The sequence below is a fragment of the Candidatus Margulisiibacteriota bacterium genome, from assembly GCA_041650635.1.
In the GTDB taxonomy this organism is placed as follows: Bacteria; Margulisbacteria; WOR-1; order JAKLHX01; family JBAZKV01; genus JBAZKV01.
Genome location: JBAZKV010000006.1, coordinates 53,962 through 79,290 on the forward strand (window position 1 = coordinate 53,962; position 25,329 = coordinate 79,290).

Below are 25,329 nucleotides of genomic sequence, written 5' to 3' on the forward strand. Positions count from 1 at the left end.
CAAATACCTTATCTTTTTTTTCTTTTGCCAGCCGATTCCTCGGGAACATAAGATGCGGAAAATACCAGGCTGCCTCCCGTGGTGATCGAAGGGTTCATGGCCGCATCCAGTCTCCAGCCGTTAAAAATAAAGCCGGCCCCAAGGGTCAAACCTGTTTCCACCGTTTTTACACTAAGCCTCTGGTCTATGCCCGTCCTCAGGAACAGGGATTCGTTGGGACTCCATTCCGCGCCGGCATGCAGGATCAGAGGTCTGGTCCCCGAAGAGATAGAACCTTCAAGGTCTGCGGCAAGCAGCAGGCTGCCGGGGTAAGAATATCCCAGGTATGAACTGTCCCCGAACACCCTTGCGCTTGTACCGCCTCTTACGACAAGAGGGATCCCTTCTGAGTCTCCGCTGTTCCAGACAATGCTTCCTCCTCCCATGGCGCCTTTTGGCAGCGCGTTCTGAAGAACGGCTCCCAGACTCAACCAGCTGTTGGGAAAGGCAAGGACACTCAGGTCAAGGTCCCAGCCGGAACCGTTCTGTACAGAGACCGGGGTCTGCAGTTCTTCGTTAAGGAGCAGTTTGAGCCCGGCACCTATCGAATATCCCGGGAATTCTTTTGCATAGGTTATTGTGCCGTAGCTGTTCGAATTGGACACAAGCCCCCCCGGGGTGGAAAGGTCCTTGAACGACCTTGACACAAGCCCGAACCCGATGGTGCCTATATCGGTCGGATACACCTGCAGGATGGAGAGATTTTTTGCGTCCCTGAAAGAAAATGAGATCTCGCCAAGACCGGCCTGGGCCGCCGGATTATAAAAGACCGCGTTGCCGTCCTGAACTACAGCGGTAAAAGCGCCGCCCATCCCAAGAGGCCTGGCTCCTACAGAGATATCAAAAGCGTTGACCCCGTAGTCCGAAAGCGCAGCAGAAACCGCTGCCGGCGTAATCGCCGCCAGTACAGCAGCAAAAATCATGCGTGTCAGTGATCTGTTCATTTATAAAATATCCAGTTTTATCTGCCCTTCCGATGCTCCCCCCTTTTTGTCCCTGACGACAACAGGAATGGGAACACTGGAACTTTTGATGCCGGACGGGACCCTGATCTCCTTCATGAATATGAGATCACCGCTCTTAACATCCCCGCTGGTCCCGTTGTCGACAAGGATCTCTTTGGAGGTCCCTCCAAGCGCCGAAAGATCTGCGCTTACAGATTCTATGTCAGAAGCCCCGTCCTGGTCCTCAACTCTTACGGCAAGGACAGCTGCCCCTCCCGGCCTTACGGCAAATGGATATGAGATACTGCTCAATATGATCGGGGGCCTGTTCAAGGCAAATACACGCAGCCTTGCTGTATCAGAAGAAGACAGCCCCCATTTGTTAACTGCCGCTACCTGTATGATTTTTGCTCCCGCGGGTATTTCCGTCCCTACCGGAAAAGTTAGAGAAAAGATCCCATCCCCGGCAGCCGCATCCCCGTGGCTTTCGTCATCATACATGACAGCATCAGCCGGGCCTCCCAGCTGCCTCATGTCAGCCTTGACGACAACCACTTCTGGAGTGCCGACTTCAGATACCACCTTTGCGTAAAGACCCACCTTTGTAACCCCGTCGGCATAAACTGCATCCGGGCTTGCCTTTGCCGTGACAGCCGGGGCAATGTTAACCTCGCACAAGACCTTTTCGTCAAATCCTTTGCTCCAGTCATGAACAAGACTGATCTTGTTCCTGGCCTCTTTTATCCTTGAGATCATGTTGGCGGCTTCCGCCCTTGTCATGTTCCTGTCAATATCGTACACCTTTGCCCTCTGGGAAATTCCTATGATATAACCTTCTTCAATGGCAGCTTGCAGGTTCTCTTTCTTAACCTGATCAAGGTAGGCTTCTATCGTATCCGACTGAGACTTTTCCAGGACCGGCTGTATGCCGACCGCTTTTGTCAGATAGTAGCCCGCATCCGATCTCGAAAGAGGTTCGTCGATCCCGAACAGACCTCCCGGCAGCGGATCCATATAGCCTTTGCCAAGGACGGCATAAATGTAAGGCGACCTCCAGTGCTCCGGAGGAACATCCGGCAGCAGAGTGTAGGAGAACTGGCCCAGCGGCAGGCCCTTTGCGCGGCAGAGCCAGGTGGCAAACTCTCCCCTGGTAACCAGTTCATCGGGCATAAAGCTGCCGTCGGGAAAAGCCTCAACGATCCCCGCCGTTGCCATTTCCGAAACGACCTTCCTGGCCCAGTGCAGCCTCCCAAGATAGAGCTCTTCCATATCCGGATATTTTATTGTCCTGAGCATCCTGCTTTCCACTATCTGTTTTTTGCCCGATGCCTCCAGGGCGCTTATCCTGGCCAGGTTCTTTCCGCTCCTTAATATCAGCGCCGCTTCAAACCGTCCGTTCTCTTTTTGCGGGACCTTCCTGCCGTTGACTGTCAAAAGCACCGACCTGTTCGAGGGTTTGATCCTGCCCTGCAGCAGCACCAGGTCGCTTGAAGCCGTGTATTTTGCTGGAGGATGCTGAACAGTTATCACCTCAAGAGGCTTGTCAAGAGTAGTCTTTTTGGGCTTTGCGGCTAGACCGGGAGCCTGAAATAAAACCTGCACTGCAAGACCGCACACCGGCAGTGAAAATAAAAGGGCTGAAAACAGCTTTTTCATTGGGAAAATTATAGCACAGGGACGGTGTTTTTCAAATAAAAACGCCATGATCGGGCAAGGCATCTTAAGCCTTATGCTATAATCTAAAATTAGGAGGAAGGATTTACCGTTGTTCCTTAAAAACCTGACAATAAAAGGCTTTAAGACCTTTGCGGAAAAAACTTCACTTGATTTTGACCCTTCCAGCGCTATAACAGGCATTGTGGGGCCTAACGGCTGCGGAAAATCCAATGTGATAGATGCCGTACGGTTCGTGATAGGAGAACAGAGCATAAAAGAAATGCGCGGCGAGAGCCTGGACCAGCTGATCTTTGCCGGAACCTCGCTTAAGAAAGCCCTTTCCATGGCTGAAGTCTCTATCACAATAGACAACGCGGACGGAAAGATGAAGACGGACTTTAGCGAAGTTTTCATAAAAAGGCGCATTTTCAGGTCCGGGGAGAGCGAGTTTTTCCTCAACAAGAACCCCTGCAGGCTCAAGGACATAAAGGAACTCTTCCTTGATACGGGCATAGGCGGCGGGGCTTACTCTATAATCAACCAGGGTCAGGTGGATTCCATCCTTCTTTCAAAACCGGAGGACAGGAGGCAGCTTTTTGAAGAGGCCGCCGGCATCGGCAAATACAAGTTCAGGAAAAGGGCCTCCGAGCGCAGGTTGATAGCCACGGAGCAGAACCTTTTGAGGGTTAACGATCTGAGAGGAGAGATCAAGGATGCCATAGCGACCCTTGCCTCGCAGGCCGAAAAAGCAAGAGAGTACACTGCGCTGAAAGAAGAGCTTAAGAACATAGAGATAGGACTTTCGAAAAGGGTCCTCAAAAGCCTGAAGGAGCGCAAAGACAACTGCCTGGCCAGGATAGACGAACTTGAGAGCAAAAGCAGCGGGGCCATGAGCGATGTTGAAAAAGATGAGAAAGAAAGGGTCCGCCTTAAAGACCGGATCAGGGCCATAGAAGCCTCAACGGACGAGACCCGGCAGGAGTCCTCTAAGCTGAGAGAAAAAATCGAGTCCGCAAAGAGCACCGTGGCCATCAACAGGGAGCGTTCGCTCCAGCTTAAGGAACGGATATCTGCCCTTAAGAACGAGGCCGCCTCCATTGAGGACGGGATATCTCAGAGGAAACCCAGGCTTGAGGAAAAAGAAGCTTCCCTTGCCGGCCTTACCGAGGGTTTCGGAGCTTCTAAGCGGGTGCTTGAAGAAGCGGAAAAGAACTTTGCCTCAATTTCCTCAAAGATCGAGGAGTCCATCGGCTTTTGGAACTCGCTTAAGAACCCCGTCGTAGAAAAAGAGATGGAGCTTTCCTCAAAAAAACACAGGATCTCGGAACTGGAACTGGAGATCAAGTTCGCAAGACAATCGCTTGAGCAGGACACCTCCTTTGCCGAAAACCTCAGCGGCCTTAAGAGCGACATAGAGTTCATAGAGAAAGAGCTGCTCTTGGTGCCTTCGGTGGAGCAATCGCTCATCGGCCGCATCTCGGAGAGAAAGCTTGAGATCAACAAAAAGATAGAGATAGAGCTGTCCATACTTAAGGAAAGCATCGATAAGAAGGCGGCAAGGGTAAGAGAACTGGAATCCGCAGCTGCAGAGGAAGGCATCAAGCTTGAGGAGATAAGGTCGGGGGCAAGCAAAGCCGCCGAAAAATGCTCGGAGATGGAGCAAAAAACAAAGGAACTTACGCTGCAGAAGGAAAAAGCGATCCTGGAGCTGGCGGAGATAAGGGCCGGCTTTAAGAACTATGAGCAGACATATGCCTCAAAAAAAGAAGAGATAGAGAACCTGAGAACAGAGCTCTCCTATCTTGTGCGCCAGGCCGAAGAAAAGAACGCCTCGACTTTAGACCTTTCCTCCAGGCTGGAGAGCTGCGAAAAAGAAGCCCTCGAACTTGAAGCAAGCCTGCCCTCGCTAAAAGAGGACGAAGAGCGGCTTGCCGCAAGCCTGCAGGAACTCGTCAAGGAAAAAGGGTCCTTGAACGGCCTTCTGGAAGAACTGGAGGCAAAGATGAGGTCGGTTTCGGGAGAGGACCGGGCCCTTAGGGACAACCTTTCAAGGGAGCAGGTGACCCTGGCCAAGATAGAGGGCGAGTGGCAGACAACGGAGGCGCTGCTTCGCGAGGAGTACGGCCTTACTGTCGAGGAAGTGGAAAAAAGCGATCTTGAAAGCCCTTCCAATATGGGGAAAGCCAAGGAGGAGACCGAAGGTCTCAAAGCAAGGATACGGGCGCTTGGAGCGGTCAACCTGCTGGCAATAGAAGAATACGAAGCTTCCAAGGACCGCCTTTCTTTTATAGAAAGCCAGTACGCGGACCTCGTTTCGGCAAGGGACAATCTTAACACACTGATCAGACAGCTTGATAAAGAAGCCAGGGAAAGTTTTCTTGCAAACCTCGAGTCCGTAAGCGCGCATTTTACCGAGATCTTCTCCAGCCTGTTCGAGGGCGGCGAGGCAAAGATAACCCTGCTGGAAGGCGACCCGCTTGAGGCGGGAATAGAGATAATGGCCAAACCCTCCGGAAAAAAATGGCTCTCCCTTTCGCTGATGTCTGGCGGAGAGAAAGCCCTTACCGCTATTGCCCTTCTGTTCGCGCTGATGAAGACCCGCCCGTCCCCGTTCTGCTTTATGGACGAAGTGGACGCCGCGCTTGACGAAATAAATGTCCTGCGCTTTACCAGGATGCTACGGGACTTTTCCCGGCATTCCCAGATAATAGTGATCACGCACAGCAAAAGGACCATGTCAGCGGCGGACACTCTTTACGGAGTGACAATGGAAGAGCCGGGGATCTCTAAAGTTGTTTCGATGAAATTAGTAAAGGTGGCGGATTAACATAAGATCCTTATTCTTGTCGCTTGTAATCGCTCTTGTTCTCTGCGGGGCCTGCCCTGCTTTTGACAAGGTATTTACCAGACGCCTTGACGAAGGCGTCGATTACACTCACATCGTAAGGACCATGCCTTCCGGGCAAATTCTCAGCATTCACGCGGTAAAGCTTGACCTTGCCTCCGGTTCCTTTGAGGTCTTCCCCGCCCTGGCCAGAGAGACCGTAGGCAGGCTGGAATCCGTGGATTCCATCGCAAAAAGGTATGGCGCCCTTGTGGCGGTAAACGGCTCCTTTTTTAAGAGGAGCAGGCCTTATCTGCCTCTGGGGCTGCTGGTGATAAACGGCAGTGTGATAACAAAATCCCTCCTCAACAGGTCAGCTGTAGGAATATCCAACGACAAAGAGGTAAAATTCGGGATCCCGAGATTTGTGGGAAAGATAATCAACAAAGAAACAGGGGAGGAACTAGAGATATGGGGCATGAACAGGCCCCGCAAGGAACACGAAATAATAATCTACACCCCCGAATATGGGGCCTCGACCCGTACCAATGAGAATGGCGTAGAACTCATTATCGAAGATGACAGAGTGTTCGGCATCTCGTCCGGCAATTCGCCTATACCGGACAACGGATATGTCATTTCTTTCCACGGTTGGACAAGGGACTATTCTAACACGCTTCCTCCCGGAGCCAATGTCGAGGCCAGATACAGCCTTTCCGAAGGCTGGGAAAGCATAGACCACGTCATAACAGCGGGCCCCAGGCTGGTAGAAAATTCTGCCAATGTTTCCGGGGCCTGCGTCAGGGACGAATATTGCGGCAGCGACCTTATTGGAAGGAATGCCCGTTCGGCAATAGGAATGACATTAGATAACAAATTGCTCATTGTTGTATCAGAAGGCAATTCTGCAAGGCGCAACAAAAGAAGAAAAGGCTTAACTTATCACGAGCTTGCCGAAACGCTTATCGTACTGGGTGCAAAGGACGCCATCGCTCTTGACGGCGGCAGCTCTTCAACGCTGTTCTTAAAGGACAGGGTTGTCAATATCCCCTCGGACGGTTTTCAGCAGGGCGTAAGCAACGCGCTATTGGTTAAGCTTGGGAAGAGATAAGATTCGTCTTCTGGCCAAAGAGATAATTTTTTATCACTATTCAATCTTGTCAGACTTTTCCAAATTACACTTTGCACATAATATTCGGATATTTTTCTCAGTCATACTTGTTCCCCCTTTTGAAAAAGGCAAATCGTGGTCGAAATGTAAATTCTTTGTTGAGCCGCACTTTACACACTTTCCTTTGTCTCTTTTCCACACTATCTTTTTTATCTCACTCGGTATTAGTCTAGTGTGTTTCAAATCAATAAGGCTCTTTGTTTCAATGTCCTGACTGTCTGACAACCTTAGAAGAAATACGAATACTTTCCTTTTCCCATCATACTTAATAGCGTAATCAACCAAGTCGAAAAAACCTTTTAAAGACCATACCCCGGGAAGTATTTTTTCATAACTTTTACCCTCTCGCTATTTGCAGTCCCATTTTTATACTTCTCTATCGCTTCAATGAATTTCCCATTTTGCGTCAATGTTCCTATTCTGGTAGTTCTTGGTTGATCCAGCATTTTAGGGTTCATTTCATAAGAAGTTTTTGGCTCGTCGTGGCCTTCATACTCAATCGTTATGCCATCCTCAAGAACCTTGTCAGAATATGGCGCGTTCAATCGGCGAGACATAAGAATGACAGAATAATTGGGCCTCATCCTAAAGTTCATCCCTCTTTGCAAGGTCTGTACATTTTCAAGATCGCACATCTCTCGGTAAGAATATATTTGGTCAGGCATATTCATATTGTTACAGCTATTCTATATACAAGCATCCCCGCACATTTAAAATCATTATGAATTAGAGAGTTTAAACCTGCAAGAGGGATTAGCTTGCTGGCGGTCGGTAGGCGTCAATCCGCTGTGCAGACGATCTCCTTGAGGACGCAAATTGAGACAGACCCCTCCGGGCAATTCTTCTTCTACTTTTCTTGCATCGGCAAGAAATCCCTCGCAGGCTCGGGATAAAATCCGCAAAAGAAACTCGCGGGGGCTCTGCCCCCAGCTCCCCCGCAAGCGCCGTAATTCCCTCGCCCGCACCTTTCGACAAGCTCAGGGCAAGCTCGCTCGGTTCCAACGGCGCTTGAGCAACCAAGATACTAATATGCCTGCATAGCCTATATTTCTTAAAGAACTCACAGATAATGGCGATTGCCGTTCCGGGCGACGACACAAAGAATGAATAATAGGAAAGACTCTAAACATTCGATACTAAACGAGTCCGTATGAGGACTCGATATGTGCCTGGAGGAGCTTACGGCAATCGCGGGATTGTTAAGGGCGGAGCCCTTAACGAGTTTCTTTTCTGTCCACTTTTCTTTTCGACAAAAGAAAAGTGGACATGCCTGTTTGTGTCAGGCGCCAAAATTGCTGTTAACACGGCTAAAGGGGGCTTTTTATGAAAAAACGGAACTGGTCACAAATTGTGACCGGTTCAAGAGGCTTAAGCATTCCTCTTCGAATCCATACGTTTTTACCGAGTATGGAATAGCTATGCTCTCCAGCATCCTTAAAAGCGAAAAGGCTATTCAAGTTAATATATTGATCATGCGGACTTTTACTAAAATAAGGACTTTGTTATCAACGCACAAAGAATTGTTTCAAAAACTTCAATTATTGGAACACAAGATAGAACGCCACGAAGAGGATATTATCAGCATTCTAAATGCCATAAGGCACATCGCCAAAGAAGAATCAAAGCCTAAAGGCAAATTCGGGTTTGTTCCTGAAAACAGCCCCTAGATCCCGGCGTCCTTCTTAAGCGCCGCGGCTTTGTCGGTGCTTTCCCACGGCAAATCCAGCTCAGGCCTGCCGAAGTGCCCGTAAGAAGCCACCTGCCTGTAAAGAGGCCGCCTTAACTTTAGTTCCCTGATTATTATCCCGGGCCTTAGGTCAAAATGCTTGTTGATAAGTTCCTGGATCTTGTTGTCGGAGATCTTTCCGGTGCCAAAGGTCTCTACCATGACCGACATCGGCCGCGCAACTCCTATGGCATAGGCCACCTGGACCTCGCACCTCTCCGCCAGCCCCGCCGCGACTATGTTCTTGGCAACATATCTGGCCGCGTAGCAGGCGGAACGGTCCACTTTTGTTGGGTCTTTCCCGGAAAACGCTCCGCCGCCGTGCCTGGCATATCCGCCGTAGGTATCGACTATGATCTTTCTTCCCGTAAGCCCGGTGTCGCCCTGGGGCCCTCCTATCACGAACCGGCCCGTCGGATTGACATAGAACTTGGTGTTCTTGTCCATAAGTTTCTCGGGAACTATTTTTTTGACGACCTTTTCTATGATGTCCTTTTTTATCTGCTCGGGATCGACATCGGGGTCGTGCTGCGAAGCTATGAGCACACTGTCCACCCTGACGGGCTTGTTGTCGTGATATTCCACTGTGACCTGGGATTTCCCGTCCGGCCTCAGGTATTTCAGCTCTCCGCTTTTTCTTACATCGGCCAGTTTTTTGGCAAGTTTTTGAGCAAGGCTGATCGGAAGAGGCATCAGTTCCGGCGTTTCGCTGCAGGCAAAGCCGAACATAAGCCCCTGGTCCCCCGCCCCCAGTCCTTCCAGGTCCTCTTTCACTACCTCGCCTCCGCGGATCTCCAGAGCGGTGTCAACCCCCCGGGCAATGTCCTTGGATTGTTCCTTGATGGAAACAAGGACGCCGCAGGTCTCATAATCAAAGCCTATCTCCCTGCTCACATAGCCGATATCCTTTATCGTGTTCCTTACTATAGAAGGGATGTCGACATAAGTTCCTGTGGTAACCTCTCCGGCAACCACAACAAGCCCGTTGGTGGTAAGCGCCTCGACCGCCACCCTGGCCGGAGGGTCTTTTTCTATGATGGCATCAAGAATGGAATCGGATATCTGGTCGCACATCTTGTCGGGATGTCCCTCTGTCACCGATTCCGAAGTAAAAAAATGTTTCTTGGACATAAAAACTCCTTTGTTTTACTGATTTCTGTGAACAAAAGCAATTTTATCACAGTTTGCCAAAGCCCTCAACGGGTGCTAAAATTACTTTGCGATGGGCAATTTGAGCGAACACTTCAATTCGAGGGATTTTGTGTGCCGGTGCGGCCAGTGCAGGAACGACATCAGGGTGCATCTGGGTCTGGTGGGCGCGCTGGAAATGATAGGCTTCAACTTTAAAAGGACCCCGAGGATAGCCTCTGCCTTCAGGTGCGAATACTATAATGACAAGCACAACATCGGCAAAAAAAATGCCCACAGCCAGGGCAAAGCCGCTCATATATACATAGACGGGGTCAAGCTTAACGACCTTTACAATTTTGCAAAAACCATACCCGAAATACGGGGGCTTGGCTATTATCCCGAAGAAAAGTTCATACATATAGATACCAGGTCCCTTGACAAGGGGGCGGAAAAGGACGAATGGTTTAAAGAGGGAGGAAAGATCCACCCCATGACCGCCGAGGCAAAGACAAGGTTTGGACTGCTCTAGCAGATGGATAATGACATACAAGGCTTTTTGTCGTACCTGAGGGACGAAAGAAAATACTCCCCCCACACTTTGAGCGGCTACCTGCTGGACCTTAGAGAATACTCTGAATTTTTGAAGGGAGATTCCCTGCCCCACCTTTCTATGACCAGGAACCTTGCGCGCGCTTATCTTGTCCGGCTGGAAGAAAAAAAACACGGCAGAAAATCGGTAGCAAGAAAGATCTCGTGCCTTCGCAGTTTTTACAGATATCTCGTAAAAGAAAAAAGGCTTGAAAAGAATATCTGGAAAGCCGTTTCGATCCCAAAGGCGGAGAAAAAGCTCCCTTCTTTTTTGTACGAAGAGGAGATAGCCTCTCTTCTTGAGGCTGTCAAAATAAATACTCCGCAGGGAATGAGGGACAAGTCCATACTTGAACTGCTTTACGCCTCGGGAATGCGCGTAAGCGAAGCGGCTGCGCTTAACCTTTCGGATATCGACCCTGAAAGCGGCGAGGTGCTGGTAATGGGCAAGGGCTCAAAAGAAAGAGTGGTGCTTATCGGCTCATACGCCAGGGCGGCTCTCTTTGATTATATTAAGTTGGCCCGCCCCAAACTCCACGGCAAAAAGGAGCGTAACAGGGCTCTCTTCTTGGGACGGCTTGGGGGCCGCCTGACAGGCCGCAGCATAGAGCGGCTCATAGCAAGGTACTCAAAGGCCGCGGGGATCGCCAAAAAAGTGACCCCTCACAGCCTGAGGCACAGTTTTGCCACCCATCTTCTTGAGCGGGGGGCCGACCTGCGCAGTGTCCAAGAGCTATTGGGCCACAGCAGCCTCTCCACCACGCAGGTGTATACCCATATAACCAAAGAGAGGCTAAAAAGTGTCCACACTAAGGCCCACCCCAGGGCCAGAGGCTGATTTGACACCCCGGCTCCGCTTGCCTTATAATGAAAACAGAAGATGAAAGCAGATATCGGGGAGCTCCTCAAGCACATCGGCAATGAGGCTGATCTTAGGCGGGAGGAAAAGCTCTCCTGGCCGCAGGACGGGCTTGAGATGCTGGGCCCGGTAATAGCATCGCTTCATCTGGTCAACACGGGCGAAGGCATTCTGGTAACAGGCGAAGTATCCGCAAAGGCAGCCCTTAACTGCAGCCGGTGCGGAAAAGCCTTTACAGGAGCCCTTAAGGTCGTCATAGAAGAGCAATTCTGCCGGGACCCGTTAGACGAGATGGCCTTTCCCATAAGCAGCGACAACTTTATCGACCTGTCGGAAGCTTTCAGGCAAAATTTTCTGGCTTCCCTGCCGATACGGACGATCTGTTCTAAGGACTGCAAAGTGCCCGGAAGTTCGGAAAAGAAAAAAGTGTTGGACCCAAGGCTGGAAAAACTTAAAGAGGTCTTTAAAAAGGAGGAAGAAAAAAATGCCGGTCCCAAAAAAGCGGCACAGTAACACCAGAACGCTCAGAAGAAGGGCCAACTGGAAGGTAAAGCCGGTCAATTACGGGTCCTGTCCCGAGTGCGGCAGCGAAGTGCTTTCTCACACCGCGTGTTCGGTGTGCGGCAAGTACAAAGGGCGCCAGGTCATTGCGATCAAAGAAAAGAAGCCGAAAAAGAAGGAGAATTGATCCTTGATACGTATCGCCCTTGACGCCATGGGCGGAGACCATGCCCCCGCTGAGATCATAAGAGGCGCGCTTTCGGCGTCCGGCAGCGGCGATATTCAGATAGTGCTTGTCGGCAACGAAAAAGCCCTGAAGAGCATCAAAAAAGCTTCGACCTTTGAGATAGTGCATGCTTCCGAGGTGATCGGAATGCATGAATCCCCGGTTTCCTCGGTTAAACAGAAAAAAGACTCCTCCATAAATGTGGCCCTCAACCTTCTTAAAGAAAAAAAAGTGGACGCCGTTATTTCTGCCGGAAACACCGGAGCCCTGATGGCCTCGGCCCTTTTTAAGCTTGGGCGCATAGAGGCCGTAGAGCGCCCCGCCATAGCAACGGTGTTCCCTACAATGAGCGGGGGCAAGGTCCTGCTGCTGGACATGGGGGCAAATGTGGACTGCAAGCCTAAGAACTTGCTGCAATTCGCCCAGATGGGCTCGCAGTATGCCGGGCATGTTATGCATGTAAAAAACCCGCGGATAGGCCTGCTTAACATAGGCGAAGAGACCGAAAAGGGCAATGAACTTACAGCAGATACTTATCCCCTGCTCAAGGAAAGCGGGCTCAACTTTATCGGCCACATAGAAGGCGGCGACATACTTACCGGAAAGACCGATGTTGTGGTCTGCGACGGCTTTATCGGCAATATAATCCTCAAGTTCGGGGAAAGCGCTACCTCCATGGTGTTCAAACTGATCAAGAAAGAAGTGCTGCGGAATCCGGTCTCCTTGCTGGGAGCATCCCTTTTGCTGCCCGCCCTTTTGGGCATAAAAAAGAAAATAGATTATGATGAGTTCGGCGCGGCCCTGATACTGGGACTTAACGGCATCGTTTTTAAAGCACACGGCAGGGCAAAGGCCAAGGCCATAAAGAACGCCATCAAAACCTGCGCGGAATCCGTAAGGGAAAATATTGTTGAAAGCATAGGCTGCGGCATAAAATGAGCAACGCAAAGATAATAGGCACGGGATCGGCACTCCCTGAAAAGGTCCTGACCAACTTTGACCTGTCAAAGATAGTTGACACCTCGGACGAGTGGATAAGGACAAGGACCGGCATAGGGGAAAGAAGGGTATCGGACGAAAAAACCTCAACTTCGGACCTTGCCATGGTTGCGGTAGAAAAAGCCCTTAAGGCTTCCAAAACCTCCCCGGAGGAGCTCGACCTTATAATAGTAGGCACTTCCACACACGACACGCTGTTCCCTTCTGTCGGCTGCATCATTCAGGGCAAGATCGGAGCAAAGAACGCTGCTGCGTTTGATGTTTCGGCGGCCTGCTCCGGATTCAATTTTGCCATGACAGCCGCGTCCAATTTTTTTAAGGCCGGCAGCAGCAAAAAGGCTCTTGTCGTAGGCGCGGACACCCTGGCAAAATATCTGGATTGGAGCGACCGGGGCACCTGCGTTCTCTTTGGCGACGGAGCCGGAGCGGTGGTCCTTTCGCAGGCAAAAGCAGGAGAAGGCATACTTGCCAGCGCACTGACCTCTGACGGGACCGGAGCGCCTTATCTGACAATGCCGGGAGGAGGCAGCAGGAACCCCAGGCCAAATGACGAAAAAGAGCGCTGCATAACAATGAACGGCAAAGAAGTCTTTAAATTTGCTGTAAAAGCCTTCGAGAACACCCTTCTGAGCGCCCTTGGCTCAGCCGGCCTGACCCACGACAAGATCGATCTTTTGATCCCTCACCAGGCCAACATAAGGATCATAGACCACGCCATGAAAAGATTCGGGATGCCCAAAGAAAAGATCTTTGTCAATCTGGAAAAGTACGGCAACACTTCCGCGGCCTCTATCCCTATCGCCCTTGACGAAGCGCTCAAAGGCGGCAGGATAAAGAAAGGTGATATAATTGCGGTGGTCGGCTTTGGCGCCGGGCTTACATCGGGCGCCAATATTATTAAATGGGAGGTTTAGCGGCAATGGACTATCTGTTGACTGATGAACAAAAGATGATCAAGGACCTTGCAAGGAAGATCGCTGAAGAAAAAGTTAAACCCGTAAGGGCCGAACTTGACGAAGCCGGAAAGTTCCCCTGGGAACTGATGAAGGTATTTGCCGAAGCCGATCTTTGCGGGCTTTATATAGCTCCGGAATACGGCGGGTTTGGCGGCGGCTGCCTTGAATTCTGTCTGGCCACCGAAGAGGTCAGCAGGATCTGCGGAGGCGTCGGCGTCACTTTTGCCGCATCAGCGCTGGGCTGCTACCCAATAGTGCTTTTCGGCACGGAAGAACAAAAAAAGAAGTATCTCCCTCCCATTGCCTCGGGCAAAAAGCTTGCGGCCTTCGGTCTTACCGAGGCCAACGCCGGGTCCGATGCCGGAGGTATCGAGACAACGGCCAAAAAGGACGGGGACTACTACATCCTCAACGGGACCAAACAGTGGATAACCAACGGCGGGGAAGCCGAGATCTACACTGTGATCGCAATGACGGACAAAAAGAGGGGCAGCCGCGGCGCTACAGCCTTTATCCTCGAAAAAGGCATGCCGGGTTTTACCTTCGGCAAAAAAGAGAACAAGATGGGGATCAGATGCTCCGCGACAAGGGAGCTTGTGTTCCAGGACTGCAAGATACACAAATCACAGATGCTGGGCAAAGAAGGCATGGGCTTCATTGTCGCGATGAAGACCCTGGACAGGACCAGGCCGGGGATAGGCGCGCAGGCGGTCGGCATAGCGCAGGGCGCTTTTGAAGAAGCCCTAAATTATTCCAGGACAAGGGTGCAGTTCGGCAAACCCGTCTCTTCTTTCCAGGGGGTCCAGCATATGCTTGCTGACATGGCCACGCAGATAGAAGCCGCAAGGGCCCTTGTAATTGCAACGGCAAGGACCGTTGATACGGGAACCGACAATATCTCCAGGGATTCGGCCATGAGCAAGCTGTTTGCCAGCGATGTTTCCATGAAGGTGACCGTGGATGCGGTCCAGATCCTGGGAGGCTACGGCTATATGAAGGAATACCCCGTGGAAAAATACATGAGAGATGCCAAGATAACCCAGATATACGAGGGCACCAACCAGATACAAAGGAATGTTATCGCCCTGCAGCTGATCAAAGAATCCGCTGCCACAAAATAATAAAAAAGACCGATAATCCGGCCCCGCTTCTTAAGCGGGGCTGTTGTATGTTAAAATAAAATGAACAGATGAACATTGTAGTCTGCATAAAACAGGTGCCTGACACCAATGATGTCAGGATAGACCCTAAAACCAACACCCTCATCAGAGAGGGCGTAAAGAGCATCATCAATCCCTTTGACGAGAACGCCGTTGAAGCCGCTTTGAGGCTCCGGGATGCCGGCGGCGGCAAAGTTACCGTTATCACCATGGGCCCTCCGCAGGCAGCCGACGCGCTCAAGACCGCGATAGCGATGGGAGCGGACGAAGCCGTGCTCATATCCGACAGGGCATTTGCCGGAGCGGACACCTGGGCCACCTCTTACACCCTTTCGCAGGCCATAAAAAAGATAGGCGCATATGATCTGGTCCTTTTTGGAAAACAGGCCATAGACGGCGATACAGCTCAGGTGGGCCCCGGGGTAGCAGAGTTTTTGGACATCCCGCAGATAACCTTTGCCATCAGCATAGAATCCGAGGGCGGCAAGATACGGGTCAAGCGCCAGCTGGAGGACACTTCAGAGATAGTAGAAGCGGCTCTTCCGGCTGCCGTTACCGTCATAAAGCAGATAAATGAACCCAGGCTGCCTTCGCTAAAGGGGCAGATGAGGGCAAAAAAGATGGTTATCCCCTCGTGGAGCGCAAAAGACATAGCGGCAGACGAGAACAATACCGGGTTGAACGGCTCTCCCACAAAAGTGGTGCGGATATTTACTCCGCCGCCAAGGGGAAAGAGCGAGCTGCTGGAGGGCGAGCCGGAAACAATTGCAAAAACCCTGTTTGACAAACTCAAGGAACAAAAGGTGATCTGATATGCCCGAAGGAATACGAGTAATAGCGGAAAAATGCAAAGGCTGCAGGCTTTGCGTGCCTTCCTGCCCGTACGGGGCGATAGAAATGCACGGAAAACTGGCCGTCATCAACGATAAATGCGTTCTCTGCGGCGCCTGCGTGGGCCCCTGCAAGTTCAACGCCATAGAGATCACCGTTGCCAAGAAGGAAGGCCCCAAAAAGGACCTTTCCGGTTTTAAGGGGATCTGGGTATTTGCCGAGCAGCACCAGGGCAAAGTGCAGGGAGTGGCTCTTGAGCTTATTGCCGAAGCCAGAAAACTGGCCGCGGACCTGAAAGAAGAAGTGGCCGCGGTGCTTTTGGGAGATGCGGACATAAAAAAAGCCTCGCAGGAGCTGATACACTGCGGAGCAGATAAGGTCTATGTATGCGCGGACCCAAAGCTGAAGAGCTATACTACCGAGCCCTACTGCGACACCATAGTTGAATTGATAAAGGCCTATAAGCCGGAGATAGTGCTTATGGGGGCCACCACCACCGGCAGGGACCTTGCCTCAAGGATAGCGGCAAGGATAAGAGTGGGGCTTACCGCGGACTGCACCGGGCTTGACATAGACCCCGAAAAGAAGATCCTGCGCCAGACGCGCCCCGCTTTTGGCGGCAACATCATGGCAACTATCATCTCTCCCGATTTTAGGCCGCAAATGGCTACTGTGCGGCCCAAAGTGTTCAAAAAACTCCAGCCGGACGCCTCAAGAAAAGGCCGGATAATAGAGTTCCCCGCAAAGATATCGGAAAAGTCGCTGAGGGTCAAACTTCTAGAGATAATACAATCGACCGAAAAGAAAGTGAACCTGGCGGAGGCAGAGATAATCGTGTCCGGCGGGCGCGGACTTGGATGCGCGGAAAACTTCAAACTGGTAAAGGACCTGGCGGATGTCATAGGAGGGGCGGTCGGGGCCTCGCGCGCCACTGTGGACGCGGGCTGGATCTCACAATTCCATCAGGTCGGCCAAACGGGCAAGACAGTAAGCCCCAAACTGTATATCGCCTGCGGAATTTCGGGGGCCATTCAGCATTTGGCCGGAATGTCATCCTCGGACATCATCGTGGCCGTCAATAAAGACCAATTCGCACCTATTTTTAATGTGGCCACCTACGGCATAGTGGGCGACCTTTTTGAGGTGCTTCCCGCCATGACCAAAACCTTCAAGGAGCTCCTTTCTTGACAAGCGTGTTCATTTTTCCCGGACAGGGCTCCCAAAAAGCCGGCATGGGCAAAGACCTCTATGACAATTTTGAGGCGGCAAAAGAGATCTTTGCCAAAGCCGACAGGGCCCTTGGATTTGAGCTCTCAAAACTCTGCTTCGAAGGTCCCGACGATGCCTTAAGATCCACAGAAATAGCCCAGCCCGCGATACTCACGGTAAGCACTGCCGCTTTTATGTCCCTTGGAAAAACCCCCAAGGCCGCCGCCGGCCACAGCCTGGGCGAGTATTCGGCCCTGGTGGCCTCGGGCGCGCTGTCTTTTGAGGATACCGTTAGAATAGTTCACCTGCGCGGCAAGTTTATGCAGGAGGCGGTGCCGGCAGGGCATGGGGCCATGTCTGCGGTGCTGGGACTGGACAGGGAAAAACTGGCGGCCTGCTGCGCTGCGGCTTCTTCAAAAGGCGTTGTGGAGCCGGCCAATTTTAACAGCCCGGGACAGATAGTGATCTCCGGAACAAAAGAAGGCGTTGAGGAGGCCGGGCGGCTCTGCAAAGAGGCCGGCGCAAAAAAGATAATCCCGCTTGCGGTAAGCGCCCCTTTCCACTGCTCGCTTATGAAGCCGGCGGCGGACAAACTGGCTGTGGAGCTGGACAAGACTGGTTTTAAGAGCCCTTCGTTCCCGGTATATTCTAATGTGACCGCTTCCCCCCAGACCGACGCGGCAAAGATAAAAGAACTGCTTGTAAAGCAGGTGACCAGCCCCGTGCTCTGGGAAGACACGCTTAAAAACCTGTCCCTAAATGGTTTTGACACCTTTGTCGAGATAGGCTGCGGCAAGATACTGTCGGGGCTTGTTAAAAAGACCCTGGAAAATGCTAAAATATACAATGTTGAGGACAGCGTTTCTGCAAAAGGAGCCGTTCTTTGAAACTTAAAGGCCAAGTTGCGCTTGTTACCGGAGGCGCCCAGGGCATCGGCAGGTCCGTCTGCGAAGCTCTGGCAAAAGAAGGCTGCGATATTATAGTATCCGATGTCAATATAGACGCCGCCCGCGCGGCTGCCGAAGAGCTCAAAAAACTTGGGATAAGGTCTTTTGCTCTAAAGATGAACGTGGCAGACGGTAAAGAAGCGGAAGAGGCCGTAAAAAGCGCCCACTCCGAGTTCGGCAAGATAGATATACTGGTGAACAACGCCGGCATAACAAGGGACGGTCTTCTTATGAGGATGAAAGAAGAGGACTGGGACCTGGTGATAGGCATCAACCTCAAAGGCGTCTTTAACTGCACAAAGGCCGTTTCTTCCCTTATGATGAAAGCCCGCTACGGCAGGATAGTCAATATCGCTTCTATTGTGGGGCTAATGGGCAATGCCGGACAGGCCAACTACTCGGCCTCCAAGGGCGGCGTGATCGCTCTTACAAAGACCACCGCGCGGGAACTTGCCTCAAGGGGCATAACCGCCAACGCCGTTGCCCCGGGATTTATCGACACCGATATGACGAAAAAGCTGCCCGAAGAGGTAAGGGAAAAACTTAAGGCCCAGATACCCATGGGAAGCCTCGGATCTGCCGAAGATGTTGCCAAAGCCGTCGTGTTCTTATGCGCTGACGCCCCGTACATAACGGGTCAGGTCATAAGCGTCAACGGCGGAATGTACATGTAGCATATAGAAGGGGGTGAATTTGATAATGGACGAGCAGAAAGCGTTCGAGCAGGTAAAAAAAGTGGTGGTGGATCAGCTCGGGGTCAACGAGAGCGAGGTCACTAAGCAGGCCTCTTTTGTGGACGACCTGGGAGCCGACTCTTTGGACACCGTGGAACTGGTCATGGCCCTTGAAGAAGCTTTTGGCTTTGAGATACCGGACGAAGAAGCCGAAAAGATAAAGACCGTGGGAGACACGGTAGCGTATGTTCTTGCCCACGCAAAGAACTGACCAAGCCTAAAGGCTTTCTAAATAACATGCCAACCCCCGCATGCGTGTGCGGGGTTGTGCGGGAAGTTGACAGCCCATGAAACTGCCCGAGTTAAAGATCGGAAAACTGGTGGCCAAGATCCCGATCGTTCAGGGCGGGATGTCCATCAGGATCTCCACCGGAAAACTGGCCGGCTCCGTGGCTGCAACAGGCGCCGTCGGCGTGATAGGCGCCTCGGGCATGGAGCATGACGAACTGGCAAAGGAAATGCGGATAGCCCGGAGCCTGACCAAGGACGGGATAATCGGCATCAACATACTCTTTGCCGCCAAGGACTTTCTGGGCATCGTCAACACTGCAATCAAGGAAAAGATCGATTTTATTACCTCCGGCGCCGGATTTTCCAGGGACCTCTTCAGGCTCAGCAACCAGATGAACATTCCAATTATCCCCATAGTATCTTCGGGCAGGCTGGCGCTGACGGCAAAAAAACTCGGGGCCGCGGCCATTGTGGCCGAAAGCAGCGAGGCCGGCGGGCACCTTGGGACGCTTGACAAGAGCACTGTTGACCTTTTAAAAGAGGTCAAAGAGGCAGTTGCTGATGTGCCGATAATAGCCGCGGGGGGAATAGCCGACGGCTGCGGGATAGCCAGAATGATAAAACTGGGGGCCAGCGGAGCCCAGCTTGCGACCAATTTTGTCCTGGCGGAAGAATGCGATGCCGACATAGCGTTCAAAAAAGTCTATCAAAACGCCAATAAACCGGAGGATATCGTCATAATAAAAAGCCCTGTCGGGATGCCGGGAAGGGCTGTTAGGACCAAACTGATAGAGAACATGCAGAAAGGCGTCTATCCCAAGATAAAGTTTTGCGACGACTGCCTTAAGTCCTGCTCCAAGCTTTACTGCATTTTTGAAGTGCTAAGGGCCGCCCACAAGGGCAACATGGAAGAAGGCCTGGTGTTTTGCGGACAGAGCATACTGAAGATAAAGGATAAAAGGATCAGGCCAGCAAAAGAAATAATCGCCGACCTGGTTAAAGAGGCAGAGGACTGCCTGTCCGGCCTGTGCAAAAACACTAAACTGGAGGAAAACTATGCCGGAGCGTAGGGTGGTGGTGACGGGACTGGGCGCTGTGACCCCTGTGGGCAACAACGCGGATTCTTTTTGGAGCGCCCTAAAAGAAGGAAAGAGCGGGATAGGCCGCATCACCCATTTTGACCCCTCCGGATTTGACTCCCAGGTAGCCGGCCAGGTAAAGGACTTTGACCCTCTCAAATATCTTGATAAAAAAGAAGCCCGCAGGCTGGTAAAATTTATCCAGTTTGCCGTGGCTTCCTCCAAAATGGCGCTTGAAGACAGCGGACTTTCCATAAACGATCAGAACGCTCCTGCCACAGGCGTTCTGATAGGCTCCGGTATCGGAGGCATAGAATTTTTGGAGCAGCAGGCCTATACGCTAAAGGAAAAAGGGCCGTCCAAATGTTCTCCCTTTATGGTGCCTCTGATGATAAACGACATGGCCGCCGGGGTCACCTCAATACACCTTGGCGCCAAAGGCCCTAACAGCTGCACAACTACCGCCTGCGCTTCGGGAACCCACTCGATCGGCGATGCTTACGAGATCATCAAAAGAGGAGCTGCCGATGTCATGTTTGCCGGGGGTTCCGAAGCCTCGATCACTCCGCTTGGAATAGCCGGGTTCTGCTCGGCCCAGGCCCTTTCGTGCAGGAACGACGCTCCGGAAAAGGCTTCCCGGCCCTTTGACGCCGGGCGCGACGGCTTTGTAATGGGCGAAGGCTGCGGCATTGTGGTTCTGGAAGAGCTTGAAAGCGCCAAAAAGCGCGGTGCCCGCATTTATTGCGAAGTTATCGGTTATGGAATGAGCGGGGATGCTTTCCACATGACCGCTCCCGATTCGGAAGGCGGCGGGGCGGTCCGCGGGATGGAAGCGGCCTTAAAAAGCGCCGGGATAAGCCCGGAGCAGGTGGACTATATAAACGCCCACGGGACCTCGACCATACTTAACGACAAGCTGGAAACAATGGCCATAAAAAAAGTGTTCGGACCTCATGCCAAAAAAGTGGCGATCAGCTCTACAAAGTCCATGACCGGACATCTACTGGGAGCTGCGGGCGCCGTAGAGTTTGTCGCGGTGGCAAAGTCCATCCAGGAAGATTTTGTCCATCCAACCGTCAACTACGAGCAGCCTGACCCCGACTGCGATCTTGATTATGTCCCCAACAAGGGAAGGCAGATGAAAGTGAATATCGCCATGAGCAATTCCTTCGGCTTTGGCGGGCACAACGCGATACTTATAGCAAAAAAGTTTAAGGACTAGGACGGCAGTTCCACAATGACCGTTGTCCCCTTCCCCGGCTCGCTTTCCATAAAGACGCTCCCGCCGTGCCCTTCGATTATCTTTTTTACTATCGAAAGCCCCAAGCCTATGGAGCCCGGTTTTGTGGTAAAGAACGGGGTAAATACCTTTGGCAGCACATCAGGAGCGACCCCCGGACCGTTATCTCCAAAATAGATGCGCATCTTATCGCCGCGCTTTTCGGCAGAGATCCTGATGCAGCCTCCGTATTGGAGGGCCTCAAGGCAGTTGATGGCAAGATAGATAAGGACATCCCTGAAGCGGCCTTTTTCCGCCTTTACCAGAGCCCCTTCAAAGACATCCGTCTCAACGGTTATCCCCTTTTCTTGCGCCCTGCCGCTTATAAGGGACGCTATTCCTAAGACCATTTCTTTAAGGTCAAGCTCCTCCACCCTGCCGAGCTTTAGCTCTCTTGAATATTCCAGTATCCCGGTCAAAATAAGGCGCAGTCTTTCCACATCAAAGGGGAATTTGGACAGAGCTCTTCCCACAAAGTCGCGGTCGGCGTACTGCTGCTGCAGCTGCGCTGCAAAATCTATCACCGGCCCCATTGCCGCTCTTGTCTGGTGGGCCACCGCGGCGGCCGAGGACCCGAGTTCATTGAGCCTTTCCACAAGCAGCGCTTTTTTGCGGGCGTCTATCCTGGCAGAATATAGGACGGCATTGTCTATACTGACAACGGCCTGGTTGGCTATCGTTTCCAGCAGCATGATGTCCTGCTGGCTGAACTGGTCCTCGGATTTTTTTTCGTCGGCAAGAAGAAAGCCCGAGATGCTGTACCCCTTTCTTTTTGAAAGCGCCGGAACGCAGATCTTTAGGTGCTCTGCCTTCGGGTCCTGCACTATCCCCCTGGCCAATACCATCTTTAGGACAACAGGATCATCTTTAGATATGACCGGCGGGCATAGCTGCTGCAGAGAACCCCTTGAGTCCCAGCGCTTGTAGAGCCCTTCTTCTTCATCAAAAATATAGACCGCGCTGCCCTTGAGCTTAAAGGTGCGCAGCGCCACCCTGTTTATGTACTCGGCCAGGTCCTTTGCCCTCATTAGTTTTTTTATGCCCTCCGAGAACTTTTTGGCAATTTTGTCGGCCTCGTACTTGGTCTTAAAGAAGCGCTTGTCAACAAAGTCCTGGACAAAGGAGAACAGAGGATGGATGAACAGCGATAAAAAGAAGACCGCCGGGACTATGAACCACAGAGTATTTGCTCCCGTGAGCCTGTAGAAAACCAGCTTTGCCGCGTACACCACCGAAAAATACACGGCGGTCAGTATCACCGACAGTATCGAATATATCAACCCTTTCCGTATTATTACCTCGATATCCATGAGGCGGTAGCGGGTGATAACATAAGCCAATATCCCAACATACAATAGTATGGTAAAGTTCCCAAATGGATACAAAATCGGAATGTTTACATCATAATTAATCAGAAAATTTGACACACCTCCGGACCAGCCTACTATGGTAGCCAGTATTAGATATCTAATCTGATCATATTTGAGCCCCTTTGACCTTAAGAGGTAATAAAACAGCTCAAAATATGTATATGTGACAATAGCTACAAAAGAAAACACATAAAGACCATATATTGGCGATTTTGGAATACAAACGAAGAAACCAAATTGCGGCTTAAACATTACATCCACCAATATTGAAAAGGCATTAGCAAAAAGAAAGAATATTGCAATCGAGAAGGTGATATACAAAGGGGGCCTTTTCTTTTCGCTTACACCTAATAGCGAATATGTGAAGAATAAGAAGCATATCGGGATGAATATAGCAAAAATGTGTAGTATTTTAACGCACAAAAGAGCTTCTTCCTTTGTCGGAGCAATAGCATTTAGAAAAAGGAACAAACTCCACAAAGCGATTGACCAAGAAAAAAGCAGAAATGAGAACCCGGTTTTACCATCGCTTTGCCTTAAGTAAACTGACACCCCCAAAATAAGCGTGGATATAAAAACAACAAATGCTGTCGACGCGTAATAAACCATCAGATTAGTTTCAGCTCCCTCCACCCATTTTTTCTGGCAATGGCACGCATCTTGCGGTCAGGGTTGCATACTATAGGGCAACCAAACATTTTCAGAAGAAACAGATCTGAAAGATCATTCGCATAAGCCTTGCTCTTGGCAAGATCAACATTATTGTTTCTGCAGAATTCTCTCATCTTGGCCTCTTTGTTTCTTCCATAGTTTATTACACTCTTTACTTTGCCGTTTATTACATTTTCGCAGACAGCTATCTCTGTCGCAATGATGCTATCTGCACTAACGATGTCAGCATAACCTTGCGCGATCAAATCAAAAGCCGCCGTTGAAATTACTATTCTATATTCTTGCCTTTTATCTGCATCTATTATTTTTAGTGCTTTCTCGGAAATCCTGTGCCTTATTGTTTCATTAAAGAAGTTTTTGACGATTTGGCTGAATTTCTCGATTTTCATGCCATCTACTATTCCCGCTGCTTTCTTCCTGAGCCCTTCAACGCTCATAAATCCCAGCCTGAACAGGATAAAGTACATGGCAAGGCTGATTATATCAGCAACATTAATTATTCCTTTCTTAAAAAGATAAATGAAGAAATGAAATTCCGTGAACCCCTTTATAATTGTTCCATCAATATCAAACACCGCTATCCTATTGGCGACCGATTGTTGATTCATTTGATGAATGGCTGTCCTATTTTATCAATTCCGTTACTGTTTGTCTTATTTCTTCACTGATCTGCTGAAGCATTTTTTTGCCGGCATTTACTGGGATCAGATCATTGACATCGACAGGTTTTCCAAATGCAATAGAACTCTTGTTTAATTTTATTTTCTTTCCTCCCTTAGGAAGGATGTCTTTTGTGCCGTTTATAGCAGTGGGCACTATTACTGCTCCGGCTATGCGCGCAAGCTCGACAAACCCGCGCTTAAAAGAAGAGATGGAGCCGTCCGGAGATCTCGTGCCTTCAGGGAATATTAAAAGAAGATTGTTGTCTTTTAAAACTTTTATCGCATCTTTATAGAACTTTGTTCCCGGAGTTTTCCTGTCAACAAGGATACATTTGTCGTTTCGCGCATATATCCCGACAAAAGGATGCGCGCTCAGTTCCCGGGCGGCAATGATATGGACCCTTCTGCTTTTAACGACCGAAGGTATTATCAAGAAATCAAAATAACTTTGGTGGTTTGCCGCAAGGATGGCCGGCCTGTCTTCCGGTATGTTCTCTATCCCTCTAACTTCCCCAACAAAGAAACGGTTCATTAACCTTACTGTCAACGGCCGGACAAATAATTCATAAAGGGATTTTTTTGCCGCACTTCTCCTATTATCAAGAGACGCGGGCCTCTCTTTTGGCGCTACTGCCTTATTATTGCCAAACCGTTTATTACTAAACGTAAAAGCCACCTTTTATCTGAAAAGATCAGGTGAAACTCTTCGGTTTTCTTCAGCAGCCGATTTTTAGAGTAAAGTTTAGCATATGCCCGGGATTTTGTCCATAAAATCCTGGTTATTCTACAACACGGTATCTTCTCAGCCCCGCTCCAGGCTGATAATAAAGGAGGCGCCTTCTCCGGGTTTGCTTTCTATAGAAAGCGAGCCGCCGTTGGCCTCTACCGACTTCTTGACTATGGCAAGCCCGAGCCCGGTACCCTGCTCCTTGGTGGTAAAAAAAGGCTCCAGGATCTTCTTTATCTTTCCGGGCGGTATCCCCGGCCCGGTGTCCTTAAAAATGACCTTTACTTTTGAGCCCTCGTCTTCCTGGCAGCAGACCGTGATCATGCCGTCCTTTCCTATTGCTTCTATGGCGTTGAGGAAAAGGTTAAGGAACACCTGCTTCATCGTGTTCCTGTCAGCATTTACAAAGCGGCTGCAGTCCTGCCCTATCACAAGAGAGATGTTCTTTCCTTTTGCGATGTCGCGCACCAAAAGCGCCGTTGCCTCGACCATTTCCTTAAGGTCGTGCCGTTCGATACTTAGCGGGGCCGGCTCGGAATAGTTGATGACGCCTTCCATGAGTATCTTCATCCTCTCCACCTCGGAAGAGACCAGGTCCTTGGTCTTTTCCAGAAAGGAGGCATCGTCCTTTTTTTCGGATAGCAGCTGCGACACGGCGTAGATGCTGACAAGCGCGTTCTTGGCCTCGTGGGCCACCCCTGCCGCCGCCGCTCCCAGGTCCGACATGCGGCTTCCCTTAATGGAGCGCTCTATCTCGTTTATCTGCGCCCTATACATCAGGGCGTTCTCTATGCTGAGGCAGGACTGG

At 50.8% G+C, this 25,329-nt stretch carries 26 protein-coding genes; 17 read left to right on the forward strand and 9 right to left on the reverse strand.

Annotated features, from left to right (window positions below; translation table 11 throughout):
- Positions 1–8: 8 nt before the first annotated feature.
- Both WC490_02780 and WC490_02785 read right to left on the reverse strand, forming a co-directional pair.
- Entirely contained in the window at positions 9–983 is a 975-nt protein-coding gene (locus tag WC490_02780) for a hypothetical protein (GenBank protein ID MFA5097535.1), read from the reverse strand.
- Positions 984–2,639, reverse strand: coding sequence for an S-layer homology domain-containing protein (locus tag WC490_02785; protein MFA5097536.1), 1,656 nt, complete (start codon positions 2,637–2,639; stop codon positions 984–986). It lies immediately after the preceding gene.
- A 109-nt stretch (positions 2,640–2,748) separates the two neighbouring features.
- On the opposite strand from WC490_02785, the gene WC490_02790 reads away from it, so the two are divergent.
- A complete protein-coding gene (locus WC490_02790; protein ID MFA5097537.1) occupies positions 2,749–5,466 on the forward strand; it encodes an AAA family ATPase in 2,718 nt (905 codons plus the stop codon).
- Between the two features lie 16 nt (positions 5,467–5,482).
- Entirely contained in the window at positions 5,483–6,574 is a 1,092-nt protein-coding gene (locus WC490_02795) for a phosphodiester glycosidase family protein (GenBank protein MFA5097538.1), read from the forward strand.
- 36 nt (positions 6,575–6,610) lie between these two features.
- Here WC490_02795 and WC490_02800 read toward each other — a convergent pair whose 3' ends face one another.
- The gene (locus WC490_02800; protein ID MFA5097539.1) at positions 6,611–6,775 is read right to left on the reverse strand and encodes an HNH endonuclease signature motif containing protein; all 165 of its coding nucleotides are present in this window, start codon (positions 6,773–6,775) and stop codon (positions 6,611–6,613) included.
- A gap of 158 nt (positions 6,776–6,933) precedes the next feature.
- Positions 6,934–7,230 carry a hypothetical protein gene (locus WC490_02805; GenBank protein ID MFA5097540.1) on the reverse strand — a complete coding sequence of 99 codons (297 nt, stop codon included), beginning with the start codon at positions 7,228–7,230 and terminating at the stop codon, positions 6,934–6,936.
- 696 nt (positions 7,231–7,926) lie between these two features.
- Between WC490_02805 and WC490_02810 the strand changes: the two genes are divergently transcribed.
- Positions 7,927–8,301, forward strand: coding sequence for a hypothetical protein (locus WC490_02810; GenBank protein MFA5097541.1), 375 nt, complete (start codon positions 7,927–7,929; stop codon positions 8,299–8,301).
- Here the strand turns inward: WC490_02810 and metK are convergent.
- Positions 8,298–9,491 carry a methionine adenosyltransferase gene (gene metK / locus WC490_02815; protein MFA5097542.1) on the reverse strand — a complete coding sequence of 398 codons (1,194 nt, stop codon included), beginning with the start codon at positions 9,489–9,491 and terminating at the stop codon, positions 8,298–8,300. The two genes, WC490_02810 and metK, sit on opposite strands and share 4 nt — an antisense overlap.
- A gap of 100 nt (positions 9,492–9,591) precedes the next feature.
- Between metK and WC490_02820 the strand changes: the two genes are divergently transcribed.
- The 14 genes from WC490_02820 (at position 9,592) to fabF (ending at position 21,033) form a co-directional block, all read left to right on the forward strand.
- Positions 9,592–10,020: a DUF882 domain-containing protein gene (locus tag WC490_02820; GenBank protein MFA5097543.1), complete on the forward strand. Its 429-nt coding sequence runs from the start codon at positions 9,592–9,594 to the stop codon at positions 10,018–10,020.
- Between the two features lie 3 nt (positions 10,021–10,023).
- A complete protein-coding gene (gene xerC / locus WC490_02825; GenBank protein MFA5097544.1) occupies positions 10,024–10,917 on the forward strand; it encodes a tyrosine recombinase XerC in 894 nt (297 codons plus the stop codon).
- A 42-nt stretch (positions 10,918–10,959) separates the two neighbouring features.
- Positions 10,960–11,451 (forward strand): DUF177 domain-containing protein, encoded by a 492-nt coding sequence (locus WC490_02830; protein ID MFA5097545.1) that lies wholly within the window; start codon positions 10,960–10,962, stop codon positions 11,449–11,451.
- Complete coding sequence (gene rpmF / locus WC490_02835; GenBank protein ID MFA5097546.1) at positions 11,423–11,626, forward strand: 50S ribosomal protein L32; 204 nt, start codon at positions 11,423–11,425, stop codon at positions 11,624–11,626. Before WC490_02830 ends, rpmF begins: the two co-directional genes overlap by 29 nt.
- 3 nt (positions 11,627–11,629) lie before the next feature.
- Positions 11,630–12,604 (forward strand): phosphate acyltransferase PlsX, encoded by a 975-nt coding sequence (gene plsX, locus WC490_02840; GenBank protein MFA5097547.1) that lies wholly within the window; start codon positions 11,630–11,632, stop codon positions 12,602–12,604.
- Positions 12,601–13,578, forward strand: a complete 978-nt coding sequence (locus WC490_02845; GenBank protein MFA5097548.1) for a beta-ketoacyl-ACP synthase III — start codon at positions 12,601–12,603, stop codon at positions 13,576–13,578. Before plsX ends, WC490_02845 begins: the two co-directional genes overlap by 4 nt.
- Positions 13,579–13,583: 5 nt before the next feature.
- Positions 13,584–14,741 carry an acyl-CoA dehydrogenase family protein gene (locus WC490_02850; protein MFA5097549.1) on the forward strand — a complete coding sequence of 386 codons (1,158 nt, stop codon included), beginning with the start codon at positions 13,584–13,586 and terminating at the stop codon, positions 14,739–14,741.
- A 68-nt stretch (positions 14,742–14,809) separates the two neighbouring features.
- A complete protein-coding gene (locus WC490_02855; protein ID MFA5097550.1) occupies positions 14,810–15,592 on the forward strand; it encodes an electron transfer flavoprotein subunit beta/FixA family protein in 783 nt (260 codons plus the stop codon).
- A gap of 1 nt (position 15,593) precedes the next feature.
- Positions 15,594–16,799, forward strand: coding sequence for an electron transfer flavoprotein subunit alpha (locus tag WC490_02860; GenBank protein ID MFA5097551.1), 1,206 nt, complete (start codon positions 15,594–15,596; stop codon positions 16,797–16,799).
- 5 nt (positions 16,800–16,804) lie between these two features.
- Positions 16,805–17,707, forward strand: a complete 903-nt coding sequence (gene fabD, locus WC490_02865) for an ACP S-malonyltransferase (GenBank protein ID MFA5097552.1) — start codon at positions 16,805–16,807, stop codon at positions 17,705–17,707.
- Complete coding sequence (gene fabG / locus WC490_02870; protein ID MFA5097553.1) at positions 17,704–18,441, forward strand: 3-oxoacyl-[acyl-carrier-protein] reductase; 738 nt, start codon at positions 17,704–17,706, stop codon at positions 18,439–18,441. Before fabD ends, fabG begins: the two co-directional genes overlap by 4 nt.
- Positions 18,442–18,466: 25 nt before the next feature.
- On the forward strand, positions 18,467–18,712 hold the full coding sequence (acpP, locus tag WC490_02875; GenBank protein MFA5097554.1) for an acyl carrier protein: 246 nt from the start codon (positions 18,467–18,469) through the stop codon (positions 18,710–18,712).
- A gap of 76 nt (positions 18,713–18,788) precedes the next feature.
- Positions 18,789–19,802 (forward strand): nitronate monooxygenase, encoded by a 1,014-nt coding sequence (locus WC490_02880; protein MFA5097555.1) that lies wholly within the window; start codon positions 18,789–18,791, stop codon positions 19,800–19,802.
- A complete protein-coding gene (gene fabF, locus WC490_02885) occupies positions 19,789–21,033 on the forward strand; it encodes a beta-ketoacyl-ACP synthase II (GenBank protein MFA5097556.1) in 1,245 nt (414 codons plus the stop codon). The genes WC490_02880 and fabF overlap by 14 nt, the downstream gene beginning before the upstream one ends.
- On the opposite strand, the gene WC490_02890 is transcribed toward fabF, so the two are convergent.
- The 4 genes from WC490_02890 to WC490_02905 form a co-directional block, all read right to left on the reverse strand.
- Complete coding sequence (locus WC490_02890; protein ID MFA5097557.1) at positions 21,030–23,069, reverse strand: ATP-binding protein; 2,040 nt, start codon at positions 23,067–23,069, stop codon at positions 21,030–21,032. The two genes, fabF and WC490_02890, sit on opposite strands and share 4 nt — an antisense overlap.
- Positions 23,069–23,740, reverse strand: a complete 672-nt coding sequence (locus WC490_02895; GenBank protein MFA5097558.1) for an HAD-IB family hydrolase — start codon at positions 23,738–23,740, stop codon at positions 23,069–23,071. Before WC490_02895 ends, WC490_02890 begins: the two co-directional genes overlap by 1 nt.
- Before the next feature lie 16 nt (positions 23,741–23,756).
- Positions 23,757–24,326, reverse strand: a complete 570-nt coding sequence (locus WC490_02900; GenBank protein ID MFA5097559.1) for a lysophospholipid acyltransferase family protein — start codon at positions 24,324–24,326, stop codon at positions 23,757–23,759.
- 270 nt (positions 24,327–24,596) lie between these two features.
- A partial coding sequence (locus tag WC490_02905) for a HAMP domain-containing sensor histidine kinase (GenBank protein ID MFA5097560.1) occupies positions 24,597–25,329 on the reverse strand: 733 nt, incomplete at its 5' end.